Genomic DNA, 25,335 nt, shown 5'->3' on the forward strand with positions numbered 1-25,335 from the left:
ATCGGCTGCGTCGGCGCAACTATAAATGGCTGTTCCAGAAGCCGGTCGCTACATTTCTTCAAATTATGCTGCGCACATTCCGAGGGGTTACGCCGCAGATTGAACTGAAAAGGGGCGCGTAGCTTCTTGACAAGGTCGCGCCAGACGCCAAAGAGCCTCGCGACGATTTCCATTGAAAAAAGGGCCTTCCAGTCGCCATAACGGGTCGGGGGCTTCGCTTCAACAAGCCGCGCTGCCTCGTTCGGCTTCGTTCAGCCTCGATTTTCTCGGGGGGAGAGTCTCGATCGCTCTTTGCAAGCGTCGACAGGCGAGTGAGAATGACTCGTCGCGTATTTGAACGACGCGCGAAGATACTCGGTTTCAGGGAATGATATGACCATCGCGCAAGAGATTTCCCGAGTTGTGGCCTTCATCGTCGCTGCGCTATGGATTTTCTTCGGACCCGCATGCAGCGCATTGGCGCAGCAGACTTCAGCGACGTCACCGGGCTCGTCTCATGCAGGTTCAGAGACTTGCGCCGGCTGTCACCCGGCGGAGAGCGCCGCGTGGAAAAAGTCCCATCACGCAGCTGCGATGGCGCCCGCGACCACGGAGACCGTGCGCGGCGACTTCAACAATGCGACGGCCGAAAGCCACGGCTCGAAAGGAAAATTCCTCCGTGACGGCGGCCGTTTTGTCGTCGAAACGGACGGGCGCGACGGCAAGACGGCGCGCTTCGAGGTCAGTCATACTTTCGGCGTCGAGCCCTTGCAGCAATATCTCGTGACTTTTCCGGACGGGCGCCTGCAGGCCCTGCCCTGGGCATGGGATACGCGACCAAAGGACTCTGGCGGCCAGCGCTGGTTCCATCTCTACCCCGATCAGGCGACGCCGAGTTCCGATCCGCTGCATTGGACCCGCTCCATGCAGAACTGGAACTTCATGTGCGCGGAGTGTCACACGTCCGATCTACACAAAAATTATGACGCGAAGAAGGATCGCTTTCGGACCAGCTTCTCAGAGTTGGGCGTTGGCTGCGAAGCTTGCCACGGGGGCGCCTCTGGTCATGTCGACTGGGCGAAAGGCGCTCGCAATCCACTCGCGAAAAACCAGGGTTTCGCAGCGGCGCATGCGCGTCGACCCCATATCGACTGGTCGCCTGACGAGAAGACCGGCAGCCCTGCGCAATCTGCGTCGCGCCCGATTGGCGACGAAGTGGAATTATGCGCTCGCTGCCATTCGAGACGTGGCCAGCTCACTGAAGACTGGCGCCCCGGCAAGCCGCTCGAGGACACGCATGCGCCTGCATTGCTGACCCATGATCTTTTCGAGGACGACGGCCAGATGAAGGACGAAGTCTTCAATGATCATCTTTTCAAACAGAGTTTGATGTATGCGAGGGGCGTCAATTGCAGCGATTGTCACGATCCGCATTCGGGCAGGCTAAAGGCCGCGCGCGCGGACGTTTGCGGGCAATGCCATCAAGCAGAACGCTTCTCTTCTGCGACGCATACCGGCCACAAGAGCGGGCCGGGCGCGCCGGATTGCGTTTCATGCCACATGCCCGCGCGTACCTACATGGTCGTCGATGAGCGTCATGACCATTCTTTCCGTATTCCGCGACCCGACCTTTCCGTTACGCTCGGCACGCCAAATAGCTGCAACGCCTGCCATAAGGATAGATCCGCAAGCTGGGCGGCGAACGCAATCGAGCAATGGCATGGGCCGGTTCGCAAGGGCTATCAGCACTGGGCGGAGGCGTTTCACAAGGCGCGGTTGGGGGAGCCGTCCGCGCGAGAACTTCTGTTGAAACTCGCCAACGACGCATCGACGCCCGCCGTCGCGCGTGCGACTGCAATTTCCGAAGCGCAAAGATTGCCCTCGATGTCGGTGGAACAGGCGACGAACAAGGCGCTCTCTGATCCTGATCCTATTGTGCGCATGGCCGCGGTGCGCGCGCTGTCGCCATCACTGCCGCTCGATCAGCGTTGGCGTCGTGTGGAACCTCTATTGTCGGACCCTGTGCGCGCCATTCGCATCGAGGCGGCGGTTGCGTTGGCGGACCAGCCTGCCGACACGCTTTCGAAGGAAGACGCCTCGCGTCTCGAAGCGGCCTGGGCTGAATATGAAGCGAGCCAGAGGCTGATTGCAGACCGGCCGGAGGGGCGCGCCAATCTTGGAATGTTCCTCCTTCGTCGTGGCAAGCCTGCGGAAGCCGAGGCGGAATATCTCGCAGGCCTGAAGCTCGAACCTGCTGCGGCGCCGCTATCCGTCAATCTCGCAGACCTTTATCGCGGGCAGGGAAAGGAAGCGGAAAGCGAACAGGTTTTGCGCAAGGCGATTGCTATTTCTCCCGACGCCGCCGCCGGCCATCACGCGCTGGGTTTGAGTCTGGTGCGGCAGAGGAGATATGACGAAGCGATTTCGGAGCTTGGCCGCGCCGTCGAATTGGCGCCCGACGAGTCGCGCTACGCCTATGTGAATATAGTCGCGCTGCAATCGCTGGGACGCGAGCAAGAATCCCGCGCGCTTCTCGACAAGGCGTTGCGACGATTTCCTTACGACATGGATATTTTGCAACTCGAGTTGCAGGACGCGATTCAGGCCGAGGATGTAAAGCGCGCCGCGCCCGTGGCGAGCACGCTCGCCGAGATGGCGCCCGACGACGCGGAAATCGCGCGACTTGCTGCAGAGCTCAAGGATCACCGATAGGGCGCACGAAACCCAGAAAGTTTCGATTGGCCGTCCCGCGCCCGCTGCATCTGCGCTTGACGTTGTCTCGACGCCGTGGCTCCATTCTGCGTGTCACATCCCGTCCTACTATCGAGTAGGGCGCGAGGGAGATCGTCTCCATGAACATCTCGATCTGTAATCTGGGAAATTTCCTGATCATACTGGCATTTGCGCTCCCCGGCGCGTCTCCCCTCGCCGCGCAGTCCGCTTTCGCGCCCACGCAAGTCGTTACGCCGATGGATCGCACGGTGTTGCCCATTCCCGAACCTCAATATCCGCACAGCACGGTAATGGACGCACGCAACGCCTCGCCGCCGCCTCGGTTCGAGGTGAGGGCGCCCACAGGCGCCCCCAATGTGCTGATTGTGCTGATCGACGATATGGGTTTCGGACAGTCCAGCGCTTTTGGCGGTCCCATCCATATGCCGACTGTCGAAAGCCTCGCCAACGCGGGGCTGCGTTACAATCAGTTTCACACGACGGCGCTTTGCTCGCCGACCCGCGCCGCGCTGCTCTCCGGCCGCAATCACCATATGAACAATATGGGCTCCATCACTGAAACAGCCACCGCTTTTCCCGGACAAACCGGACAGCGCCCAAACAGTGTGGCGCCGCTCGCCGAGATGCTGCGACTGAACGGATACAGCACGGCGGCCTTTGGAAAATCGCACGAGACGGCGGCGTGGGAACTGAGTCCTTCGGGTCCGACCGACCGCTGGCCGATACGCTCCGGGTTCGACAAGTTTTACGGCTTCCTCGGCGGCGAGACCAATCAATGGTCGCCGCTCATTTATGACGGGCTGAACCAGATAGAAACGCCGAAAGACCCCAACTACCACTTCATGACCGACATGACGAATCAGGCGGTCGCCTGGGTGCGTTACCAGAAGTCGCTGACGCCGGATAAGCCCTTCTTCATCTATTTCGCGCCGGGCGCCACCCATGCGCCGCATCATGTGCCGAAAGAATGGATCGCGAAATACAAGGGCAAGTTCGATCAGGGCTGGGATAAGCTGCGCGAAGAGACGTTGGAGCGCCAGAAGAAGCTCGGCGTCGTTCCGGCGGATACGAAGCTGGCGCCGAAGCCGGAAGCCATAAAGGACTGGAGCGCGCTGACAGCGGATGAAAAGAAGCTTTTCGCGCGTCAGATGGAAGTCTTCGCCGCTTTCGGCGAATACGCCGATACGGAAGTCGGGCGGTTGATCGATGCGATCAAATTCGTTGGGCAACTCGACGACACGCTGATTTTCTATATCGTCGGCGACAATGGCGCGAGCGCCGAGGGCGGCATGGCCGGCCTCTACAATGAGTCGACCTATTTCAACATGGTCCCGGAAAGCGTCAAGGACGTGCTCAAGCACTATAACGAACTCGGCAGTCCCAAGACTTACAATCATTACGCCGCGGGCTGGGCGGTGGCAGGCGCCACGCCTTTCACCTGGACGAAGCAGGTCGCGTCGAACTATGGCGGCACGCGTAATGGCATGGTCGTGCACTGGCCAAAGGGCGTCTCGGCGAAAGGCGAGGTGCGCTCGCAATGGCATCACGTCATCGACATCGCGCCGACGGTTCTGGAGGCGGCTCACCTGCCCGAACCCAGGAGCGTCAATGGCACGTTGCAGGAACCGATCGAAGGCGTGAGCCTGCTTTACACATTCGCGGACGCCGGGGCGGCCGACCGTCACACCACGCAATATTTCGAAATGTTTGGCAATCGCGCGATCTATCACGATGGCTGGATCGCCGGAACTGTCCACCGTGCGCCTTGGGAATATCAGCCACGCGCCAAGCTCGAAGACGACAAATGGGAGCTCTATGACACGCGCGGCGACTTCAGTCTCGTGAACGACCTCGCGACGAACAAGCCCGAGAAGCTGAAGGAACTGCAGGACCTCTTCATGAGGGAGGCCGTCAAATATTCCGTGCTGCCCATCGACGACCGGACCGCGGAGCGTTTCAATGCAGGTCTGGTCGGACGCCCCGACCTCATGGCCGGTCGCGCCTCGCTGACTGTTTATCAAGGAATGACAGGCATTTCCGAAAACGCCTTCATCAATGTGAAAAACCGTTCTCACACGATTAACGCAGATGTGAATGTCTCGAAGTCCGGCGCCAATGGCGTCATCCTGGCGCAAGGCGGGCGCTTCGGCGGCTGGAGTGTCTATCTGAAGAACGGCAAACCGACTTACGAATATAACTTCGTCGGTCTTCGTCATTACGTCGTCGCCGCGAAACAGCCGCTCCGCGCAGGCAGGTCGTCCATCCGCCTAGACTTCGATTATGATGGCGGCGGCTTGGGAAAAGGCGGAAACGCTACGCTTTACGTGAATGATGAAAAGGTCGCGAGCGGACGCGTCGAGGAGACGCAATGCTGCGCCTTTTCGCTGGAAGACGGCGTTGACGTCGGCGCCGACAAAAGCACACCCGTGACGGAGACCTATAAGTCGCCTGCCGAATTCACGGGCGTGATCGAGAAGGTTACGGTCGAGCTGAAGCCGGGGAAAAAGGTTGAAATCGACGACGCAGAAAAAGCGCGAAAGTACGGCGCGGCGGCGAAGGCAATCGCGGATTAAAACTCGTTCAGGATAAGTGTGGGCGATTTTCCGCTCGGACGCGCGACAAGACATGATGGGAGGGCAAATTCGGCGAATCCAAATTCGCGGAATTTGATCGAGCATGAAGGCGCGCCCACAATCGTTATTCATGCCGACGACGCCCTCCTGCCGCATAAGTGCGGCTCGAGGCAATCCGGAGATTCCGCGCCGCTGCGGATACTTCATCAATTCCTGGCGACGGCCGGCTCTGCGCCGAACAGATCGAAGTGGCGGTTCACGCCTGCCTGAACCAGATCGCCATTGAACCGGGTGGACGTCGAGGCGTTGTAATTGAAGGCGCCGCTGCTCGGCGCCGCAAAGCCGGAGGCGCGCGCATTGCCGAGGTCATAATGCAGGTAATCGACCTTGGCGCTCCAGTTCGGCAAAAACATCCACTCCACGCCGCCGCCGGCCGACCATCCAACCAGCGTGTCCTGGAACACGGGATTGACCTGCGTCTGACTTGTGCCGCCGATGCGTCGGGTGAAAATCGCCGTATTGGAGACAACGCCGCCATAGGCCATGCCGCCGGTTCCATAGACGACCAGCGTCGGCGTCGCGAGATAGCCGAGGCGGCCGCGGACCGTGCCGAGATAGTTCAGCGTCGCCGTGCGCTGCTCATAGGTCAGGAACGTATCGCCGCCGCCATTGGCCGACGTGAGCTGCCATTTCGTGTCCGTGTTTCCCGAGACGCCGTGGAGATCGGTCTCGACGCCAGCGAGGAAATTGCCGGAAAAATTCCAGTTCGCTCCGAGCTGAAGACCGCCGATGAAGCCGGCGAGATGGTTGCCCGTATCGATCGGCGCCGCGCTGAAAGCGACAGGCAAGCTCGCCGGCGCCGGGCCGACGCCCACAACCTGCACGTTCGACGCAGGGCTGGACCATGCGCCGCCGCCATTGAGACCGACATAGACGTCCGTCCAGCTGGGACGCGGCGCGGGCGGCGCATCCGGCGCCATGCTGGCGAAGAAGTCGGAACCCGGCGGTTTGGCGATGGGCTGTCCGTCGCCGAAGCCGTTCGCCGAGACTTCCAGATAGAAGAAGTCGGTTGGACGCGCGGTCAGGCCGTTCGTCGTTCCGGTCTGTCCGAGCGCGGATTGCCCGGGCCAGGCGACCGGCGGCCATTGCAGCGACGTCGGCGGCGCGAAACTCGAGGTGAAGGAGCCCGGCCAGAAACGCGCATAGCTGGCGGTGAGATTGATGAATTGATTCAACTTGTGACGGATACGGATGTCATATTCCGTGCCCATGAAATCGCCCCTGTTGCCGAGGGGGGCGTATAAATTGGCGCGATCCCACGCAGCCGCCGTGCTCGCCAGCCAATAGGCGCTGAAGGCCGTGTCGATCCTGGTGTCCTTGAACGGCTCGAACTCCAGTCGCACCTTGGGAGCCTTGACGTTGTTCCAGGCGATATAATCATCGCGTGAAAACGGCTGGTTGAAGCCGTAGAACACATCCACGTTCTGGTTGACGCTGTCGAACGGGCTCTTGTTGCCCGAACCATAGGCATAGTTGGCGCTGATGCGCGGCTTCCACGGATGGTCCGAGAACGTGTAGCCCGCCTCGAAGGCGTAGGCGATCGCATCGTGTTGAACGGTCGTCTGGACGGCGTTCCTTACCGTGCGGAAATCCCGGAACTCGCCTGCTTCGCCAAACTGCTTGTTGACTTCGAAATCATAATCGAAATTCCCGAGCACGCCATAGACGCGTAGACCCGGCGCATAGGTGTCGCGATGAACCTTCAGTCCGTTGGAGACGTTCAGCGGGTCGCCATATTGCTTGCGGCCGATGAAGTAGGGCTGAACGGTCGCATATTCCGACCAGCGGCGAATGCTGAGAACGCTGCCATATATCCAGTTCTGCCAGTCGGGGCGGTCGAACCAGTACGGATAGCGCACCACCGGGCGCATCAGGAAACTGTCGAGATCCCAGTCGTTGTCCCTCTTGCCGACCTTGATGCGGAAACCTTCGAAGTTATTGGTGGTGTTGCGGAACTCATTTTCCGCGATCAGGCGCCTGTCGAGCAGTTCAAGGTGAAATCGACCGGCGCGCAGGATAAGGGGACGATCATTGCCGCGATCATCTTTCCCAAACGCGTCCTTGAAATACAGCTCTCCATAAGCCGAGATCAGTTCTGACTGATTGATTTCCTGACCCTGCAATTCATAAATACTGTTGAAAGCGCGCGAATCCTGGAACTCCACGACGAAACGCAATGGATCGAGTATGTTCTTGACGCCAAGGTAGGCGCGCGTGCGTTCAAGCCACAGCGAGTTGGGGAAATTTCGTCTTTGCAGGATGGGCAGGTTGCCGCTCGTGTCGGTCCACGGGCGATAGTCGTTTGTCCGATATTCGAAGCGAACGCGCGAATCGAGGCCGACGTCCAGCCAGTCGATCCCCTCGAATTGCTTGTATGTCTTGCCAAGCTCCCGAACATAGGGCGGCACATCAGGCTGCGGCTCCAACCGATAGCCGCGGGTTGGAACATAATAGCTTTTCTTTCCCGCTTTTTCGGTCGACCCTGACGCAGCGCCTTTCGCCTCAGCGCCCAACATTTTCTTTTTGGCGGTCGCCGTCTCCGTATAGCTGGCGGCGCTATTGTCACCGGCCCCAGCCGGGACCGGCGCAATGACCAAAAAACCGCCAAGCGCGCCTAGCGCGATAACGCCCAGCGTCCCTTCTTTTTCCGCCCGCGCCATCGCCCATGGCTCCATTCCTGCTTAACGTCCCGGCTCACAGCGGTTGCGCTATGCCGAGTCGCTATATAGGCCTCTTACATAGCGATTATCTGCTGTGCGATCCCAAGTTCAAGCGCAAATTTTGAACAGCAGAATCCAATATCTGGCCTGTTGCAAATATGTTTCCCTCACGAGAGCATCGCGGGTAATGTCGCCGCGAGAACGACGACAGGGCGGACGCCCTGCTCGCTGTGCGCAGCGGGGGGCGACTGCCGTCGCGAGGAAGCAGACTCCTATGCTGCAATCCTTTTATGGAGCGTGGCGGAATCGCCAATGCAGCTGAAGGCGATCTGCTTCAATCACAAGACCGCCTGCGACGCCGTAGCTTTCATCAACAATTGCCGCCCAGCCCGCCGTTCGTGACCAAGCCGGGCGGTCGCTGCGGCGCGAGAACTACGACGACTGCAGCGGGGCTCGACGGCAAAACATCTCGCCGCGCTCAGGGAGCCCGCGTCTGAAGAAACCGACGATCCGCACCCTCCAGGACGAGGGCCGTCAGGACGGAGGTGGCGAAGGCGCCCGTATCGACGTTGATTCGGTTGGCTTGCACGTCAGGCGCATCGACCGGGGTATGGCCATGAACGACAACCTTGTCGAATTGTCCGCGAAAGCGAAGAAATTCTTCGCGAATCCAAAGGAGGTCGTCCGCATTTTGCAAGTGAACAGGCACGCCCGGGCGGACCCCGGCGTGCACGAACAAATAATCGCCAAAAGATGCGAATAAATCCGTCCCCTCCAGAAAGCGGCGGTGTGTCTCCGGCATCAGCTCCAGCAGCCTCTTGCGCGCCGCGTCATACCCCCGCCCCCGCATCGCTTCGCTCACATCAACCCCATAGGAGTGCAGCGTCTCGAGCCCCCCGAATTTCCTCCAGCTCTCCAGCACCGACTCATCTTCCAGAAATTTCAGCAGTATTTCCTCATGATTACCACGCAATGCGTGAAATGGCGTCGGAAACTCGCCTCTGTTGAGGCGATCGATGACGCCCGCGCTTTCCCTGCCGCGATCAATATAGTCGCCGACGAATATTGTCAGGACGTCCGCGGGCGCATCGTCGAGATCGGCTGCGATCTGCTTCGAAAGATCATCGAGCAGATCCAGACGGCCGTGCACATCGCCAATGACATAAAGGCGCAGCCCGGCCTCAATCGAGGCAGACGCCTTCGGGGCCGGCTTCAGGAATTGCTTCAGTCGCGAAAGCGCCATTGGTCTGGCCCAAACTTCAAGGCCCGAGCGCAAAGGCGCGCTGCCGGGCCAAGTCCAAAAACGAAACCGGACTACCATATTATGTCGCCGACTTTCCACAGCCGCGATCACGGCGCCATATTTTTGCCTGAATTTGAAAACATCTGTTTACAGACAACGCTACTTTCTTTCTTAATCGCGATCTAGAGGGTGTTATGCACCTTGGATCATGAAATCTGCTGCGCGCTTGAGCATGAGACATGCGAAGGCGACGACGTGGAGTCCTGCGAGGGTCTGAGCATAGCGCTCGTAGTCTTTGACGAGCCGCCTGCATCGCGTCGCCCAGGCGAATGAACGCTCGACCACCCAGCGCTTGGGCAGCAACACGAAGCCTTTTTTGGCCTCGGCGAGTTTGACGACGCAAAGCTCGGCGCCCTGCGCCTTTGCGGCCTCGGACGCCTTTTCGCCGGTGTAGCCCTGATCGACATAAACGAGTTCGACGCTTTCGCCTGTCACATCCTGCACGGCTGCGATGAGCTTGCCGACCTCGGCGCGGTCATCGACATTCGCCGGCGTGACATGCAACGCCAGCAAATGGCCCAATGTGTCGACTGCCATGTGCAGCTTCGAGCCGCGCTTTCGCTTCGCGCCGTCATAGCCCGCTCGTGGGCCGCTCTCAGGGGTCGAGCGCAAGGTGCGGCTGTCGATGATCGCCGCCGTCGGCTCCGCCGCCCGCCCGGAAGCGACGCGCAACTGGGCGCGCAGATCCTGCGCAAGCGCCTCGAACACGCCCGCCGACAGCCAGCGCTGCGATTGCTGATACACGGCGAACCATGGCGGCAGATCGTTGGGCATGGCGCGCCAGGCGATGCCGTAGCGCAGCACGTAACGCAGGCCGTTGAACAGCTCGCGCAGCGAATGTTGACGCTGCGGCGCGCCTTCGTCCATGAGCGTCAGATAAGGCGCAACCAGCGACCATTCTTCGTCGCTGACGTCAGACGGATAAGGTTTGCGAATCGGAGACATCCGATTCTACTAAGACAATCAATCACCAAAGTACATAACACCCTCTAGTGTCCGTCCTGAAAGATGTTGAATCGAATGAATCTGTTGTGATGGATGGGAGGCGGTCTGATTCGTAGGAGGCCGTCGATGTGGACGAAGGCAAACCGGGCGAAATACAATCGCGACAGGTTACGTTATCCGAGTGATGTGACGGACGAGGAGTGGGGGCATGTGGCGCCGCTTATTCCTCCGGCCAAGCGTGGCGGGCGCAAGCGTGAAGTGGACATGCGGGCGGTGTTCAACGCCATCATGTATGTGCTGAGCACGGGATGCCAATGGCGGTACATTCCCAAGGATTTTCCCCCGAAGAGCACAGTGTATCGTTATTTTTGCGATTGGGCCTGGTGCGGCGTTCTGGATCGCATGCACGACGCGCTCTACGTCATGTGTCGCGAACGAGCGGAACGAGAGGCGAGCCCCACCGCGGCGATCATCGATAGTCAGAGCGTGAAGAGCGCGGAAAAAGGGGGGCGCGCATTGATCCGCATGGCTATGACGCCGGCAAAAAGATCAAAGGCAAGAAACGCCACGTACTCGTCGATACGCAAGGTTTGTTGATGGGCGCCGTCGTTCACGGCGCCGACATTCAGGACCGAGACGGCGGCGTCTTGCTGCTTTCGACGTTGCATGGGCGGTTTCCCTTTCTTGAAAAGCTGTTGGCTGACAGCGCCTATCAGGGACCGATCTTCGCCGACGCAACGGGCAAAATCCTACCGTGTCTCAAAATCGAGATTATAAAACGATCCGATCAGGCGAAGGGCTTCGTGAAATTGCCCATGCGCTGGATCGTCGAAAGATCAATCGCCTGGCTAAACCGCTGTAGAAGACTGGCCAAGGATTGGGAAAACCTCAATATCACAGCGCTCGTGTTCCTGCGTTTCGCGTCGATTCGGCTCATGCTACGAAAGCTCTGCAATTGTTGACTAACTTCTGGGACGGACTCTTAGTGTCCGTCCTGAAAGATGTTGAATCGAATGAATCTGTTGTGATGGATGGGAGGCGGTCTGATTCGTAGGAGGCCGTCGATGTGGACGAAGGCAAACCGGGCGAAATACAATCGCGACAGGTTACGTTATCCGAGTGATGTGACGGACGAGGAGTGGGGGCATGTGGCGCCGCTTATTCCTCCGGCCAAGCGTGGCGGGCGCAAGCGTGAAGTGGACATGCGGGCGGTGTTCAACGCCATCATGTATGTGCTGAGCACGGGATGCCAATGGCGGTACATTCCCAAGGATTTTCCCCCGAAGAGCACAGTGTATCGTTATTTTTGCGATTGGGCCTGGTGCGGCGTTCTGGATCGCATGCACGACGCGCTCTACGTCATGTGTCGCGAACGAGCGGAACGAGAGGCGAGCCCCACCGCGGCGATCATCGATAGTCAGAGCGTGAAGAGCGCGGAAAAAGGGGGGCGCGCATTGATCCGCATGGCTATGACGCCGGCAAAAAGATCAAAGGCAAGAAACGCCACGTACTCGTCGATACGCAAGGTTTGTTGATGGGCGCCGTCGTTCACGGCGCCGACATTCAGGACCGAGACGGCGGCGTCTTGCTGCTTTCGACGTTGCATGGGCGGTTTCCCTTTCTTGAAAAGCTGTTGGCTGACAGCGCCTATCAGGGACCGATCTTCGCCGACGCAACGGGCAAAATCCTACCGTGTCTCAAAATCGAGATTATAAAACGATCCGATCAGGCGAAGGGCTTCGTGAAATTGCCCATGCGCTGGATCGTCGAAAGATCAATCGCCTGGCTAAACCGCTGTAGAAGACTGGCCAAGGATTGGGAAAACCTCAATATCACAGCGCTCGTGTTCCTGCGTTTCGCGTCGATTCGGCTCATGCTACGAAAGCTCTGCAATTGTTGACTAACTTCTGGGACGGACTCTTAGGGTTCGGACCCATAAAGTTGTTGGCGTGAGGGCATTGTCGTGATTCAGAGGCTTCCGAAAGGAAGCGCCGATGGTTCCCGACCGCTTTTGGCTGACCGACGCCCAATTTGCGAAGATTGCGCCGCACCTTCCCACCGACACGAGAGGCAAGGCGCGGGTGGACGACAAGCGCGTCATCAGCAGCATCGTGTATGTGCTCAAATCCGGCGGGCGCTGGATCGATGCTCCGCCGGAATGCGGGCTGACCTGCCCCCGAACTTTCATCCAGCGCCAATTAGAGTCCTGACATTTGATACGCCCGAGGGCGCGGATGTAGCAACAGGCGATCGGCGGAGCTGGTCGGGGTTGCGCAGCCGATCGCCTGTTGCGGTGAGATTGGCCGCATATTCCGCCGGCGTCGCGTAGCCGAGCGATGAGTGCGGGCGTCGATGATTGTAGTCGCTGACCCAGGCGCCGATCTTCTCGCGCGCGTGGTCGAGGCTGAGGAACAGCGTTTCGTTCAAAAGCTCGTCGCGCATGCGCCCGTCGAAGCTCCCGCAGAAGCCGTTCTGCATCGGCTTGCCCGGCGCGATGTAACGCCACTCGATCTTGCCGTCGCTGGCAAAGGACAGGATAGCGTTCGAAGTGAACTCGGTCCCGTTGTCGGAGACGATCATGCCGGGCTTGCCGCGCCGCCCGATCAGCGTCGACAGCTCCCGGGCGACGCGCTTGCCCGAAATCGACGTGTCCGGGATCGCCGCGAGGCAGTCCCGCGTCACATCATCGACGATGTTGAGGATGCGGAACCGCCGGCCACAGGCGAACTGGTCATGCACGAAGTCCAAAGACCAGCGCGCATTCGGCTTCGCCTCGACGAGGATCGGCGCCCGCGTTCCGACCGCGCGGCGACGGGCGCGACGCTTCTTCACCGTGAGCCCTTCCTCGCGATAGAGCCGGTAAATGCGGTTCTTGCCCGAACGCTCGCCTTCTTGGCGCAGCAGGACGAACAGCCGCCGGTAGCCGAAGCGGCGGCGCGCGTTGGCGAGCTCCCGGAGCCTCTCACGCAACGCCGCATCCGCCGGCCGCTTTGACGCATAGCGGACCGTCTTGCGGTCAATCGCGACGATGCAGCAGGCCCGACGCTCCGACAGGCCCATGACGGCCCGAAGGTGCGCGACGGCTTCGCGCTTCACGGCGGGCCCTACCATTTTTTTCCCAGGAGCTCCCGGAGCGCCGCCGCTTCGAGCATCTGATCGGCCAAAAGCTTCTTCAGCTTTGCGTTTTCGTCCTCGAGCGCCTTCAGACGCTTCGCTTCGGAGACGTCCATGCCGTCAAACTTCGCTTTCCAATTGTAGAGCGTCGCCTCCGAAACCGCATGCTTGCGCGCCAGATCGGCGACCTTCGCACCCGCCTCCTGCTCCCGCAAAATCCCGATGATCTGCTCTTCCGTGAACCGCTTCTTCTTCATCGCGTCCGTCCAGCAATAGGCCGGACTCCAATCGAAGCTGGAGGAGTTTTTCAGGGGCAGGTCAGGATTGACCTGCCCCTGAACTTTCATCCAGCGGCGGGTTGAGTCCTTCCGGTTGATACGCCCGAGGGCGCGAATGGAGCAACAGGCGATCGGCGGAGTTGGTCCGGGTTGCGCAGCCGATCGCCTGTTGCGGTGAGATTGGCCGCGAAGGCGGCGGGCGTCGCATAGCCGAGGGCCGAATGCGGGCGGCGGTGATTGTAGTCCTGGGCCCAGGCGCTGATCTTCTCCCGGGCATGGTCGAGCCCGAAGAACAGCGTCTCGTTCAGCAGTTCGTCGCGCATGCGCCCGTTGAAGCTCTCGCAGAAGCCGTTCTGCATCGGCTTGCCCGGCGCGATATAGCGCCACTCGATCCTGTTCTCGCTCGACCACGACAGCACGGCGTTTCGAGGTGAACTCCGTGCCGTTGTCCGAAACGATCATGCCGGGCCTGCCGCGCCATGCGATCAGCGCCGACAGTTCCCGCGCCACGCGTTGGCCCGAGATGGATGTGTCGGGGATCGCCGCGAGGCATTCACGCGTCACGTCGTCGACGATGTTCAGGATGCGGAACCGGCGTCCGCAGGCGAACTGGTCATGCACGAAGTCCAAAGACCAACGCGCATTCGGCCGCGCCTCGACAGGAATGGGCGCCCGCGCGCCGACAGCCCTTCGGCGGGCGCGCCGCTTTCTCACCGTCAGCCCTTCCTCGCGATAGAGCCGGTAGATGCGGTTCTTGCCCGACGTCTCGCCCTCCTGCCGCAGCAGCACGAACAGCCGCCGATAGCCGAAGCGCCGGCGCTCGTTGGCGAGTTCCCGCAGCCGCTCCCGTAACGGCTTGTCGGTCGGCCGCTTCGAGATGTAGCGGACGGTCGCGCGATCGACGGCGACAATCTGGCAGGCCCGACGCTCCGACAGAGCCATGGCGGCTCGCAGATGCACAACGGCTGCGCGCTTGGCGGCGGGCCCTACCATTTTTTTGACAAAAGCTCCTTCAGCGCCGCGGCTTCCAGCATCTGATCGGCCAGAAGCTTCTTCAGCCGCGCATTCTCTTCTTCGAGCGCTTTCAACCGCTTGGCCTCGGAGACGTCCATGCCGCCATATTTGGCCTTCCAGTTGTAAAGCGTCGTCTCCGACACAGCATATTTGCGAGCCAGATCCGCCGCCTTCGCGCCCGCCTCGTGCTCCCGCAAAATCCCGATGATCTGCTCTTCCGTGAACCGCTTCTTCTTCATCTCGTCCGTCCCGATATGGCCGGACTCTAATCGCATCTGGTCGAGTTTCTCAGGGGCAGGTCAGGATCGACGTCGTTGAGGCACGCAGTCGCAAGGAGAGAGGCGATCGTCGCCCAGGTCTGGCCGCCTGCTTCGGATCCTGCGAACAGCGCGTTTTTCCGGGTGATCGTCTGGGGCCGGATGGCGCGTTCGACGCTGTTGTTGTCGAGTTCGACGCGTCCGTCTTCGAGGAAGCGCCGGAACTCGGCCTTTCGCGACAGGCCGTATCGGATCGCCTCGGCGAGTTTGGATTTGCCCGAGATGCGCGTCAGCTCGTTTTCCCAGAGCATCTGGAGTTCGTCGACGATCGGCGCTGAAGCGGCGCGTCGGGCGTCGAGCCGGGTCTGAGGATCGCAACCTTTAACCTGCGCTTCGACGGCCCACAGATCGGCCATGCGTGCGATCGTCCATGTCGCCGTCTGCGAGACGCCAGCGTCATGGAGCTTGTAGAACTCCCGGCGCAGATGCGTCCAGCAGCAGGCGAGCGTCGCCGGTCCGCCCGGCCGATCGGGCTCGGCGAGCCTGCGATAGGCGGCATAGCCGTCGCACTGGAGAACGCCCCGCCAGCCCGCAAGATGCCGTTCGACGCATCCGGCGGCGCGGCTGTCTTCGAAACGGTAGACGACGATCGGCGGTCCCGCGCCGCCATAGGGACGATCGTCTCTCAGATAGGTCCACAGATAGCCGGTTCGCGTTCGTCCGCGTCCGGGCGCGAGGACCGGCAGGGTGGTCTCGTCGGCGAATATCCTTTCGCCGTCGCGGACGAGCTGGAAGAGCCGGTCCGCAAGCGGCTCGAGATGGAAGCCGACATGGCCCATCCAGCCGGCCATGAGATTGTGTCCGAGCTCGACCTTCTCTCGCGCGAAGATGGCCTCCTGTCGGTAGAGCGGCAGGCCGTCGGCGTATTTGGAGACGGCGATGCTGGCGAGAAGCCGTTCCGTGGCGATCCCACCCTCGATCAGCCGGGCGGGCGCCGGCGCCTGGACGATGCTCTCGCGACAGGCCGCACAGGCGTATCGGGGACGGCGCGTCACGATCACGCGGAACTTCGGCGCGACGACGTCGAGGCGCTCGCTGACGTCCTCGCCGATCTTCACCCGGGCGCAGGCGCCGCACGCGCAAGTCTGCTCTTCGGGCTCGATGACTTCTTCGATCCGTTCGAGATGGGCCGGCAGGGGACGCCGCCCGCCAGGCTTGCCCGGCGACGGGCGCAGCTTTTCGAGCCCGGCTTCGACGGCGGCGATCCCGGTCTGAACTTCCTCGAAGGCGAAGGCGTATTGGCTGTCGTCGAGCTTCTCGGAACTGCGCCCGTAAGTCGCGCGCCGGATCGTCTTCAGCAGGAGTTGCAGACGTTCGATCCGCGCCTGCGCGTCCGCGCTTGCCGCCTTCAGCGCCGCGACCTCGGCTTCGAGCGACGCGCTAGAGCGTTTCATATTTTGACGGAAGTGTATCCTGCGTTTGTGAAGTAGTTGCTGCATTCTTGTGGTTGGATGTCTTTTGCGAGGCGTCCGATCTGTCGCCAGGTTTCATCGATGGTTCGCGGCTGCGCCTGTCGCATCCAGTGTTTGAGCTTGGAAAAGGTCTGTTCGATTGGATTGAGGTCGGGCGAATAGGGTGGCAGAAACCACAGTCTGGCTCCGGCGGAGCGGATCGCGCGTCGCACCGCCTCGCCCTTGTGACTGCCGAGATTGTCCATAATGACAATATCGCCCTGCTTAAGCGCGGGGACGAGTTGTTGTTCGACATAGGCGCGGAAACACGCGCCGTTGATTGGCCCGTCGAAGACGCAGGGCGCGTCGAGACGATCGCAGCGTAGCGCGCCGAGAAAGGTCAACGTGCGCCAATGGCCGTGCGGCGCGAGGCCGCGCAAGCGCTTGCCCTTGGGGCCCCAGCCGCGCAGCGGCGTCATGTTCGTCTTGATCCAGGTCTCGTCGATGAAGACCAGCCGCCTGGGATCGAGGCGCGCTTGCAGCGATTGCCAGCGCTTGCGCCGTCGCGCAATGTCAGCGCGGCCTTGTTCGAGCGCCAGCAGCGTTTTTTTTGTATGAACAGCGGCGGCAAAGTGTACCACTGAACCGGCTTTGGGGGCTGCTTTGACGGCGGCGCAAAAGTGTACCGGTCCTGATAGGCCGAACTCGATGTCATCGACTGGCATGGAGAGGCCGAAAGGATGTTCACAGTGGAACTCTATGCCCGGGTGAGACGCGCGGTGATGGCGGAAGGGCTGAGCCGGCGGGAAGCGGCCAGGCGCTTCGGCGTGCACCGCAATACGATCACGAAGATGCTTCAATATTCGGTTCCGCCGGGGTATCGGCGTCGGGAGCGGCCGATCTCGAAGAAGCTGGGGCCGTATATGGCCTGGATCGACAAGGTCCTGGCGGATGATCGGCTTGTTCACGCCAAGCAGCGTCATACGGCACAGCGGATATTCGAACGGCTGCGGGACGAAGAAGGGTTTTCCGGCGGTTACACGATCGTCCGGGAATATGTCGCGCAGGCGCAGTTGCGGTCGCGCGAGATGTTTATTCCACTCAGCCATCGACCGGGGAATGCGCAGGCGGATTTTGGCGAGGCGGACGCCTATATCGCCGGCAGGAAGGTCCGCTTTCATTATTTTTGCATGGACCTGCCGCATTCGGACGGCTGCTTCGTCAAGGCCTATCCGGCGGAGACGGCGGAAGCCTTCTGCGACGGCCATGTCGCGGCCTTCGCCTTCTTTGGCGGCGTCCCCCAGTCCATTCTTTACGACAATACGCGTCTCGCGGTCGCCAGGATCGTGAAGGGTGGAGAGCGTCTGCGTTCGCAAATGTTTGCGGAACTCCAGAGCCATTACCTTTTTGCTGATCGCTTTGGCCGGCCCGGCAAGGGGAATGACAAGGGCAAGGTCGAGGGGCTTGTCGGCTATGTCCGGCGCAACTTCATGACGCCACTGCCCGTGGCGGAGAGTTTCGAGGCGCTGAACGCGAGGTTCCTGGACGCCTGCACGAAACGACGGCGGGCGATCCTGCGCGGCCAGTCGACGCCGATCGGCGAACGCATGCAGGCGGATATGGCGGCATTCCTGCCGGCGCCGCCGGCTCCCTATGACGCCTGTCACAAGGTCGCGACGCGCGTGTCGTCGATGGCGCTGGTGCGCTACCGCAACAACGATTACTCGGTCCCGATGCGCTTCGGCCATCGGGAGGTGCTGGCCAAGGGCTATGTCGATCGGGTCGAGATTGTCTGCGGCGGGGAGACCATCGCCGTGCATGCGCGCAGCTACGGCAAGGCCGAGTTCATCTACAACCCGCTGCATTATCTCGCTTTACTCGAACACAAGAGCCGCGCGCTCGATCAGGCCGCGCCGCTCGACGACTGGCGGCTTGCCGACTGCGTGCATCGTCTGCGGCGGCTGATGGAGGCGCGCATGGGGAATAGCGGGCGCCGCGAGTTCATCCAGGTGCTGCGGCTGATGGAGGACTTTCATCAGCATCAGGTCGAACAGGCGGTCGCGGAGGCGCTGCGTCTTGGCGCGATCAGCTTTGACGCAGTGAAGATGCTGCTGCTGGCCAGGCTGGAGAACCGGCCCGCGCGGCTCGATCTGACATTCTACCCCTACCTGCCGGCGGCTACGGTCGGCGCGACGGATCCGCGCGCCTATCTCGGGCTCGTCGCCGGCGCGAGCGTCATCGCGGGCGTCATGGACTCGAACGCGGGGGGGCCGGCATGACCATCTCGCATGAGCCAGGTTCGCAGACGATCGTCGCGCCGCAGGTGCTGCTGGGTAATCATCTCAAGGCGCTGAAGCTTCCCACCTTCGCGCGCGAATATGAGAAGGTGGCGCTGGAGTCGGCGCAGGACCGCGCCGATTACCCGCGCTATCTGCTACGCCTGTGCGAACTGGAGCGCATTGATCGCGAGCGGCGCAATGTCGAGCGCCGCATCCGGCTGGCGCGCTTTACGCAGGTCAAAAGCCTCGACACATTTGACTTTACCGCCCAGCCTTCACTCAACAAGCCGCTCGTGCTGGAGCTAGCGCGGTGCGAATGGATCGAGAAGCGACAGAACTGCATCGCCCTTGGGCCAAGCGGAACGGGGAAGACCCACGTCGCGCTCGCCCTGGGGCTCGCCGCCTGCCAGAAGGGGTTCAGCGTCGCGTTCACGACCGCCGCGGCTCTTGTGCACGAACTGATGGAGGCGCGCGACGAGCGCCGCCTGCGCGCGCTGCAAAAGCATCTCAACACCGTCAAACTGCTGATCGTCGACGAACTGGGCTATGTGCCGTTCACGGCGGTCGGCTCAGAGCTGCTCTTCGAGGTCTTCAGCCAGCGCTATGAACGCGGTGCGACGCTGGTGACCAGCAATCTGCCCTTTGATGAATGGACGTCGGTGTTTGGCTCCGAGCGTCTCACCGGCGCATTGCTCGACCGGCTCACCCATCATGTCCACATTCTGGAAATGAACGGCGAGAGCTATCGGCTGGCGACCGCAAAGAAAGCGCAACGGCGAAACCGCGATCTCCCCGACGCGCCCGCAATCGACAAAGGAGGCGCCGACACGACGAACTGATCGCCGTCGCGCGCGTTGAACCGCGCTGCGCTACGCTCCGCGCGCCTCAACGCCCGCGTCAACTAAACTACAAGGGCCGTGCGGCCCTTTTCTCGAAACCAGACCGGTACACTTTTACCCCGCCTTCATGCACATTTTGTCCCCGCCATTGACAAGCGGACGGTCGCGCGATCGACGGCGACAATCTGGCAGGCCCGACGCTCCGACAGAGCCATGGCGGCTCGCAGATGCACAACGGCTGCGCGCTTGGCGGCGGGCCCTACCATTTTTTTGACAAAAGCTCCTTCAGCGCCGCGGCTTCCAGCATCTGATCGGCCAGAAGCTTCTTCAGCCGCGCATTCTCTTCTTCGAGCGCTTTCAACCGCTTGGCCTCGGAGACGTCCATGCCGCCATATTTGGCCTTCCAGTTGTAAAGCGTCGTCTCCGACACAGCATATTTGCGAGCCAGATCCGCCGCCTTCGCGCCCGCCTCGTGCTCCCGCAAAATCCCGATGATCTGCTCTTCCGTGAACCGCTTCTTCTTCATCTCGTCCGTCCCGATATGGCCGGACTCTAATCGCATCTGGTCGAGTTTCTCAGGGGCAGGTCAAATCTTCGAAGCGCAATCGGGCAGATCTCTTTCAGTCAGGCTCACAATAAATTGCCGGACGAACTTTCTGGTAGCGCACAAGGATCCCGACGCCATTGGTAGCGAATAGATTCCCAACGCATACGCGGCCGGCGCGAACATAGGGCGCCGTGTATCCCCAAGGGTACTGGGGCGTCATTATCGCATCCGGACCAAAAACTCTCCAGCCTGGAGAGCCCCACCCTCCGACATAGCTCCCGTTGGGATCCCATACGCCGGGAATCCAGGGTCCAAGGCCAGGTGGACCGTTGCTGCGGACCCAATGCTCCCTGCCGCCGCGATCAAAGGCCGAAACCCCGGCGATCGGAGCGACGCAAGCGGCGATCGATGTCGCGAAATGCAAATATACCAACAATCTTCGTGTCTTACCCATCACCGCCTCAAAATCCTTGCCTATCTGACGCGATTGGCGTCCGACAGCGCGAAAAGCCATTACCTCCAATACATAACAGCGAGTTTGTCAGAAGCCACCCTCCCATTCGTGTAAGTTTCCGGACAGGTTTTTCGTTCTCTCCCGCTTCTGCCAAAGCCCAATTCCCATTATTTTATACTCCTCAGTCGAGGAGTCGTTCAATACACGAATAATATACGACAGTATATTGCTACAAGGCGGCATTCACCAACAGCTCGGCTTGCTTAAGCGCGGCAATGCCGAGCCCTTTTCAGCAAGAATTGGTTAACCCATCGACATTGCGAATCCAGTGTCCATGATTCGATCGATCTTCGTTCACGCTCGGGGCATCATTCCATATATGAGACTGCGCCCTTTCTGATCGCATTTAAGATATTTTCAGAATTGCCAATCGTCAGATTCCAAGATGGAGTCAACAGCAGAGGATTTTATACAGTTTTGATGACATGTTTTCACCGCTCCACGTACCGACGCCGCTGAAGCAGTTCAGGAGCATAGTGGCAACATTGTTTCTACTATTTATACCCGTCCTCACTGACGCTGACTCGTCTGGGGATCTGAACTGATGGCGTCGTCTAATCGCGGTTGTAGAGTCAAGCGATTGTGCGAGGCGTCGAACGCGTATGCCGGGTGCAGGGTCGTCTTCGCGGTCGACATCGGTCGCCGCACGATGGGGCTTCGCGGGAAGAGCCTTCAAATGTGGATGGCGCACTTCGCTGAGGCAGCGGTGCATCGCATCAAACGGAATGGCTCGGCCCACCTCCCGGCAGGGACGTTCTGGCGCACTCGATGCGAACGCTGTCTCTAAACTGTTACGCGGCTATCCCCGCCATTCGGTCGAAGAAGGTCCCCGTTTTGAGCATTGCGTGCATTATGACCGCCAGCTTGCGCGCGACTGCGACTGCGGCTCGCTTGAAACCAAGCCTCTGTTTGAGCGCGAGCCCCCATGTCCGCAAGCCGCTGTCGGCTGAACTGCGCGTCAGGATGACGGTCGCCGCCTCGTAGAGAAGCCCTCGTAAATGGCGATCGCCGCGTCGGGATATGTTGCCGTCATAGTCCACCTCACCTGACTGATAGCGCCGGGTCGTCAACCCAGGCCACGCGCCAACCGGGCGCGAATTCTTGAAATTATTCGGGTCCTCGATCGCAGTCGCGAAGGAGGTCGCCGTGATCGCGCCGACACCAGGAATTGATATAAGGATACGGCAAGCATGGCTTTGGCGTGCGGCCGCTATGAGCTGGCGTCCAAGTTCGGCGGCGCGAATTCGAACGCTTCGCCACGCCTCCAGCATCGGCAGCACGATCGACTCCAGCCTGTCCTGATCAGCAGGAAGGGGGCGGACATTCTTCTCGAATGAGCTGCCCTTGCCCGGTGGCGCGATCAAACCGAACCTCTTCATGATGCCGCATTCGCATCGGTCTTGTTCGCGGCCATGTCGAGAGCTGCCTTCGCATGACGAGCGTCAATGCAGATTGCGGGCAATCCTTCTTCTTGAAGGGCGTGATAAAACCACACGGACAAGGGGCCTGTTTCGAGCACGATGCGCCGCGCCGCTGGCGCCCGCGCCGACAGCGGCGTGGGGTTCCGCAAGAAACTTTCTCAAGGAGAAAGTTCTCGTTTTCTTTTCCGAACAGGCGCGCTGCGTCGTCGCGATGGAGGCCTGCGGCAGCGCGCATCATTGGGGGCGGGCCATCGGCGGCCTTGGCCATGAGGTTCGGTTGATCCCGCCGGCATACGTCAAGCCCTTCGTGAAGCGGCAGAAGAACGACGCGGCCGACGCGGAGGCGATCTGCGAGGCGGCGAGCCGGCCCACTATGCGGTTTGTCGCGGTCAAACTCGAGGGGCGAAGTTTTGCGGCGGGCCGCCGGCTAGGTCAGGCTCTGCAGCCATTCAATCCGTTTCCGGACGTCTGAATAGCCAATCTGACAATTCAAGCCGACGAGGCGCTGGATGTCATTTGACTTTAACGAGCCCGAATATGGCCGGGAGATCCCTGCTTCCCGCAATCAAGAGGCGCTGTCGACTTGCATTCAATGGAAGCCTTGATATGCGATGTCCTGCGCGGAGAGCGCGCGCCATGGCCCGCCGCGCGGGGCGAAGACTTTGCCGACGCGCTCCTCGATAAGGCGCAATATCACGGCGTGCTGGCTCTTCTCGACGAACGCAGGGCGCACATGGTCGGCTGGCCCCCCACACTTCTCGAGACCCTGCGTGGCTGCAGCCGCGCCGACGCGATGTGGGAGATGCGCCATCAGATAGTCCTGGCGCAACTTCACGACGCCCTGGTTGCGCGCGACGTGTATCCGATCGCGATCAAGGGCACTGGGCTCGCCTATTCGCTCTATCGCAGCCCATTTCTGCGCGCGCGCGGCGATACGGATCTTTTCATCGCGCCTGATGAACGGTCCAAGGCGGAGGAGGTTCTCGAGGGCCTCGGCTTCCTCCGCGACATGGGAGTTTCTGGCGCGTACGTCAGTTATCAGGCCAGCTACACGTTGACGGTAGATGACAGGAGCGCCCATACGATTGACCTGCATTGGAAAATCAACAATTCCGAGCTGCTGTCACGGTTATTCTCATATAACGAACTGCTGGACCGGGCGACAAAAATACCGCGCTTGTGTGGCAAGGCGCTTACAGCGGGGCCAGTCGACGCACTGATGCTTGCGTGTATGCATCGGGCCACACATAAAGTTGCTCCCTATTATGTTGACGGAAAAGCCCATTACAGCGGCGATCGACTCATCTGGCTCTATGATATCCATCTGCTGGCGCAAAGTTTCACCGACGCGATGTGGCAGGATTTCCTCCGCCTGGCGACAGCGAAGGGGTTGTGTGAAGCCTGTCTGGACGGGCTCGAAGGCGCCCGGACTTTTTTCAGGGCCAATTTGCCACACTATGTGTCCTTGACTCTCAAAGAGGCGGCTGGCGTCGAGCTCGCCTCGAAATATCTTCGATGCGGAAGCTTGCGTCAAAAATGGATGGATTTTTGTTCGCTCGGTTCGGCCGGACAAAAGCTGGCGTTTCTGCGTGAGATGATCTTCCCGCCGCCACCCTATATGCGATGGAAATATGCCGACGCCCGATTCAATTTTTTACCCTGGCTCTATTTGCGACGGTCGGTTATGGGGGGCGTCAAATGGCTCAACCCCCGTCGACAAAGTTGAACCTTCGCGCTCTTGTCGCTTACGCGGCGCCATATCGCGTCTCTCTGCTCTTCGCGAGCGGCGTTACGCTTGCCGAAACGGGCGCGGCGCTTGTCGTGCCCTGGCTTGGCGGCCGATTTGCGGGGGACATGCTGTCGCAAGGGCAGGGGCCTGTCGGTTCGACGCTGCTGGCGCTCCTCGCCGCATTGGCGGCTCAAGCGCTGTTGAAGTTTCTCAACGGATATTTGGTCGCCAGCGTCTCCGAACGCATATTGGCCGACCTACGCGTCCGCATCTACGATCATTTGCAGTCGCTGCCGCTCTCCTTTTATCATCAGCGGCCGAGGGGAGACATTCTTGCGCTCATAACACGTGAAATTTCGCAACTCAGCGAATTCATTACCGGCACCTTCATCGCTGCGGCGCCGACTCTGCTGACGATCTTTGGTGCAATCCTGCAAATGTTTTCGATCGATGTCTTGCTCGCGGGGCTTGTCGCGGGCCTGACGCCGATCTTCATCCTGCTTTTGAAGATCGTCGGTCGTAAACTGCGGCCGCTTTCGGGCGAACTCCAGGAAGCGGAGGCGACCTCTGTCGCCATCGCCGAGGAAAATCTCGGCATGCTACCAATCATAAAGATGTATACGCGGGAGAAGCAAGAAGGGCAACGTTACCGCAGACAGATATACAATGTCGTCCGTCTAAGCACGCTTCAGCAGCGAATCTATGCTGCGCTCGATCCGGCGGTGCAGCTTATCGCCGCGAGCGCAGTCGTGCTTTTGCTCTGGGTCGCCACGGGTCAAATGGCGCAAGGTTCCCTGACGCCTGCCGGATTGGTCAGTTTCATTCTCTACTCTGCGATGCTGTCGCGTCCGATCGGCGCGATAGCTGGCCTGTATGGCCGGACGCAGATGGCGCGAGGGACTCTGGAGCGCCTGCATCGCGTGCTTGCCGAGCGGCCAGAGCCGATCGCTCTAACAGGCCTCACCCTGCAGCGCGTTCGCGGCGAAATTGAATTTCGCGGCGTGAGTTTTCATTATCCGGGCCGACCGCCCGTTCTGAAAAGCCTCGATTTTCATATCAGGGCGGGCGAAACCATTGCGATCACCGGTCACAACGGCGCCGGCAAGAGCACGCTAATGCACCTCTTGATGCGGCTCTATGAGCTCGACGCTGGCCGCATTTTCATCGACGGCGTCGATATTGCAAACGTCGACCTGCATAGTCTGCGCAGTCAGATCGGCGTCGTTCCGCAACGCGTGCTTTTGTTCAATTCGAGCGTGCGCGCCAATATCGGATTCGGCGATCCCCGGGCGGAGCAGGCCGCGATTGAACGTGCTGCGCGCTCGGCCCAGGCGCATGATTTCATAAGCCGACTGCCGGCCGGTTATGACACCGTCATCGGCGATGACGGCGTCAGATTGTCAGGTGGGCAGCGCCAACGCATTGCTCTTGCGCGCGCCTTGATAAAGAATCCGCCGATCCTCGCGCTCGATGAAGCGACGGCCATGTTCGACCCGCAAGGCGAGGCTTCGTTGATAGGGGAATTGCGCGATGGTCTGGCGGGTCGCACGGTCATTCTCATCACGCACCGCCCGGCAAGTCTGGCGCTGGCGGATCGCGTGGTGAAGCTCGAAGGCGGCGTGATTTCGACAATGTGAGC

At 60.5% G+C, this 25,335-nt stretch carries 12 protein-coding genes and 7 pseudogenes; 10 read left to right on the forward strand and 9 right to left on the reverse strand.

Annotation, left to right across the window (positions count from 1 at the left end):
- Positions 1-372: 372 nt before the first annotated feature.
- Together MET49242_RS08715 and MET49242_RS08720 are read left to right on the forward strand one after the other, a co-directional pair.
- Positions 373-2,691 carry a tetratricopeptide repeat protein gene (locus MET49242_RS08715; protein ID WP_144259531.1) on the forward strand — a complete coding sequence of 773 codons (2,319 nt, stop codon included), beginning with the start codon at positions 373-375 and terminating at the stop codon, positions 2,689-2,691.
- A gap of 140 nt (positions 2,692-2,831) precedes the next feature.
- The gene (locus MET49242_RS08720; RefSeq protein WP_051134084.1) at positions 2,832-5,285 is read left to right on the forward strand and encodes an arylsulfatase; all 2,454 of its coding nucleotides are present in this window, start codon (positions 2,832-2,834) and stop codon (positions 5,283-5,285) included.
- A 206-nt stretch (positions 5,286-5,491) separates the two neighbouring features.
- Here MET49242_RS08720 and MET49242_RS08725 read toward each other — a convergent pair whose 3' ends face one another.
- The 3 genes from MET49242_RS08725 to MET49242_RS08735 form a co-directional block, all read right to left on the reverse strand.
- Positions 5,492-7,771 carry an alginate export family protein gene (locus MET49242_RS08725; RefSeq protein ID WP_244430769.1) on the reverse strand — a complete coding sequence of 760 codons (2,280 nt, stop codon included), beginning with the start codon at positions 7,769-7,771 and terminating at the stop codon, positions 5,492-5,494.
- Positions 7,772-8,483: 712 nt separating this feature from the next.
- The gene (locus MET49242_RS08730) at positions 8,484-9,248 is read right to left on the reverse strand and encodes a metallophosphoesterase family protein (protein ID WP_084678947.1); all 765 of its coding nucleotides are present in this window, start codon (positions 9,246-9,248) and stop codon (positions 8,484-8,486) included.
- Between the two features lie 192 nt (positions 9,249-9,440).
- Positions 9,441-10,253: an IS5 family transposase gene (locus MET49242_RS08735; RefSeq protein ID WP_036279258.1), complete on the reverse strand. Its 813-nt coding sequence runs from the start codon at positions 10,251-10,253 to the stop codon at positions 9,441-9,443.
- 126 nt (positions 10,254-10,379) lie between these two features.
- On the opposite strand from MET49242_RS08735, the gene MET49242_RS24060 reads away from it, so the two are divergent.
- From MET49242_RS24060 to MET49242_RS08760, 3 genes and pseudogenes are all read left to right on the forward strand, one after another.
- Positions 10,380-11,215 (forward strand): IS5 family transposase gene (locus MET49242_RS24060; protein ID WP_144259444.1). Its coding sequence is split into 2 segments (ribosomal slippage): positions 10,380-10,764 and positions 10,764-11,215, totalling 837 coding nucleotides; the frame shifts between segments, so codons are not numbered across the junction.
- A 102-nt stretch (positions 11,216-11,317) separates the two neighbouring features.
- Positions 11,318-12,153, forward strand: a protein-coding gene (locus MET49242_RS24065; RefSeq protein ID WP_144259444.1) for an IS5 family transposase whose coding sequence is annotated in 2 segments (ribosomal slippage) — positions 11,318-11,702 and positions 11,702-12,153 — 837 coding nt in all. Because the reading frame shifts where the segments join, the coding sequence is not laid out codon by codon here.
- Positions 12,154-12,247: 94 nt separating this feature from the next.
- Positions 12,248-12,412, forward strand: a pseudogene (locus tag MET49242_RS08760) (transposase); the annotation flags it as partial.
- Between the two features lie 25 nt (positions 12,413-12,437).
- Here MET49242_RS08760 and MET49242_RS08765 read toward each other — a convergent pair.
- The 4 genes and pseudogenes from MET49242_RS08765 to MET49242_RS08790 form a co-directional block, all read right to left on the reverse strand.
- A protein-coding gene (locus MET49242_RS08765; protein WP_144259800.1) for an IS3 family transposase occupies positions 12,438-13,624 on the reverse strand; the annotation gives its coding sequence in 2 pieces (ribosomal slippage) (positions 12,438-13,372 and positions 13,372-13,624; 1,188 coding nt in all).
- An 86-nt stretch (positions 13,625-13,710) separates the two neighbouring features.
- Positions 13,711-14,898, reverse strand: a pseudogene (locus MET49242_RS08775) (IS3 family transposase).
- Between the two features lie 62 nt (positions 14,899-14,960).
- Positions 14,961-16,352, reverse strand: a pseudogene (locus MET49242_RS08785) (IS66 family transposase); the annotation flags it as partial.
- 14 nt (positions 16,353-16,366) lie between these two features.
- Positions 16,367-16,978, reverse strand: a pseudogene (locus MET49242_RS08790) (IS630 family transposase); the annotation flags it as partial.
- 129 nt (positions 16,979-17,107) lie between these two features.
- On the opposite strand from MET49242_RS08790, the gene istA reads away from it, so the two are divergent.
- Together istA and istB are read left to right on the forward strand one after the other, a co-directional pair.
- Positions 17,108-18,646 (forward strand): IS21 family transposase, encoded by a 1,539-nt coding sequence (gene istA / locus MET49242_RS08795; RefSeq protein ID WP_051134086.1) that lies wholly within the window; start codon positions 17,108-17,110, stop codon positions 18,644-18,646.
- The gene (istB, locus tag MET49242_RS08800; RefSeq protein WP_036282401.1) at positions 18,643-19,485 is read left to right on the forward strand and encodes an IS21-like element helper ATPase IstB; all 843 of its coding nucleotides are present in this window, start codon (positions 18,643-18,645) and stop codon (positions 19,483-19,485) included. Before istA ends, istB begins: the two co-directional genes overlap by 4 nt.
- Before the next feature lie 155 nt (positions 19,486-19,640).
- Here the strand turns inward: istB and MET49242_RS08805 are convergent.
- Positions 19,641-20,011: pseudogene (locus tag MET49242_RS08805) on the reverse strand (transposase); the annotation flags it as partial.
- Between the two features lie 1,326 nt (positions 20,012-21,337).
- Positions 21,338-22,098: pseudogene (locus tag MET49242_RS08815) on the reverse strand (IS110 family transposase); the annotation flags it as partial.
- On the opposite strand from MET49242_RS08815, the pseudogene MET49242_RS08820 reads away from it, so the two are divergent.
- The 3 genes and pseudogenes from MET49242_RS08820 to MET49242_RS08830 all read left to right on the forward strand — a co-directional run.
- Positions 22,067-22,361: pseudogene (locus MET49242_RS08820) on the forward strand (IS110 family transposase); the annotation flags it as partial. The pseudogenes MET49242_RS08815 and MET49242_RS08820 sit on opposite strands and share 32 nt — an antisense overlap.
- A gap of 198 nt (positions 22,362-22,559) precedes the next feature.
- Positions 22,560-23,693, forward strand: coding sequence for a nucleotidyltransferase family protein (locus MET49242_RS08825; protein WP_036282412.1), 1,134 nt, complete (start codon positions 22,560-22,562; stop codon positions 23,691-23,693).
- On the forward strand, positions 23,666-25,333 hold the full coding sequence (locus MET49242_RS08830) for an ABC transporter ATP-binding protein (RefSeq protein WP_158497274.1): 1,668 nt from the start codon (positions 23,666-23,668) through the stop codon (positions 25,331-25,333). The genes MET49242_RS08825 and MET49242_RS08830 overlap by 28 nt, the downstream gene beginning before the upstream one ends.
- Positions 25,334-25,335 lie beyond the last annotated feature (2 nt).

This window comes from Methylocystis sp. ATCC 49242, from assembly GCF_000188155.2.
Lineage (GTDB): Bacteria > Pseudomonadota > Alphaproteobacteria > Rhizobiales > Beijerinckiaceae > Methylocystis.

Bases quoted from the DNA above. Each gene is read 5' to 3' on its own strand.
- MET49242_RS08830 (WP_158497274.1), top strand. From the start codon at position 23,666: ATGGCTCAACCCCCGTCGACAAAGTTGAACCTTCGCGCTCTTGTCGCT.
- istB (WP_036282401.1), top strand. From the start codon at position 18,643: ATGACCATCTCGCATGAGCCAGGTTCGCAGACGATCGTCGCGCCGCAG.
- MET49242_RS08730 (WP_084678947.1), bottom strand. From the start codon at position 9,248: ATGGCGCTTTCGCGACTGAAGCAATTCCTGAAGCCGGCCCCGAAGGCG.
- MET49242_RS08825 (WP_036282412.1), top strand. From the start codon at position 22,560: ATGGAAGCCTTGATATGCGATGTCCTGCGCGGAGAGCGCGCGCCATGG.
- MET49242_RS08735 (WP_036279258.1), bottom strand. From the start codon at position 10,253: ATGTCTCCGATTCGCAAACCTTATCCGTCTGACGTCAGCGACGAAGAA.
- MET49242_RS08720 (WP_051134084.1), top strand. From the start codon at position 2,832: ATGAACATCTCGATCTGTAATCTGGGAAATTTCCTGATCATACTGGCA.
- istA (WP_051134086.1), top strand. From the start codon at position 17,108: ATGTTCACAGTGGAACTCTATGCCCGGGTGAGACGCGCGGTGATGGCG.
- MET49242_RS08715 (WP_144259531.1), top strand. From the start codon at position 373: ATGACCATCGCGCAAGAGATTTCCCGAGTTGTGGCCTTCATCGTCGCT.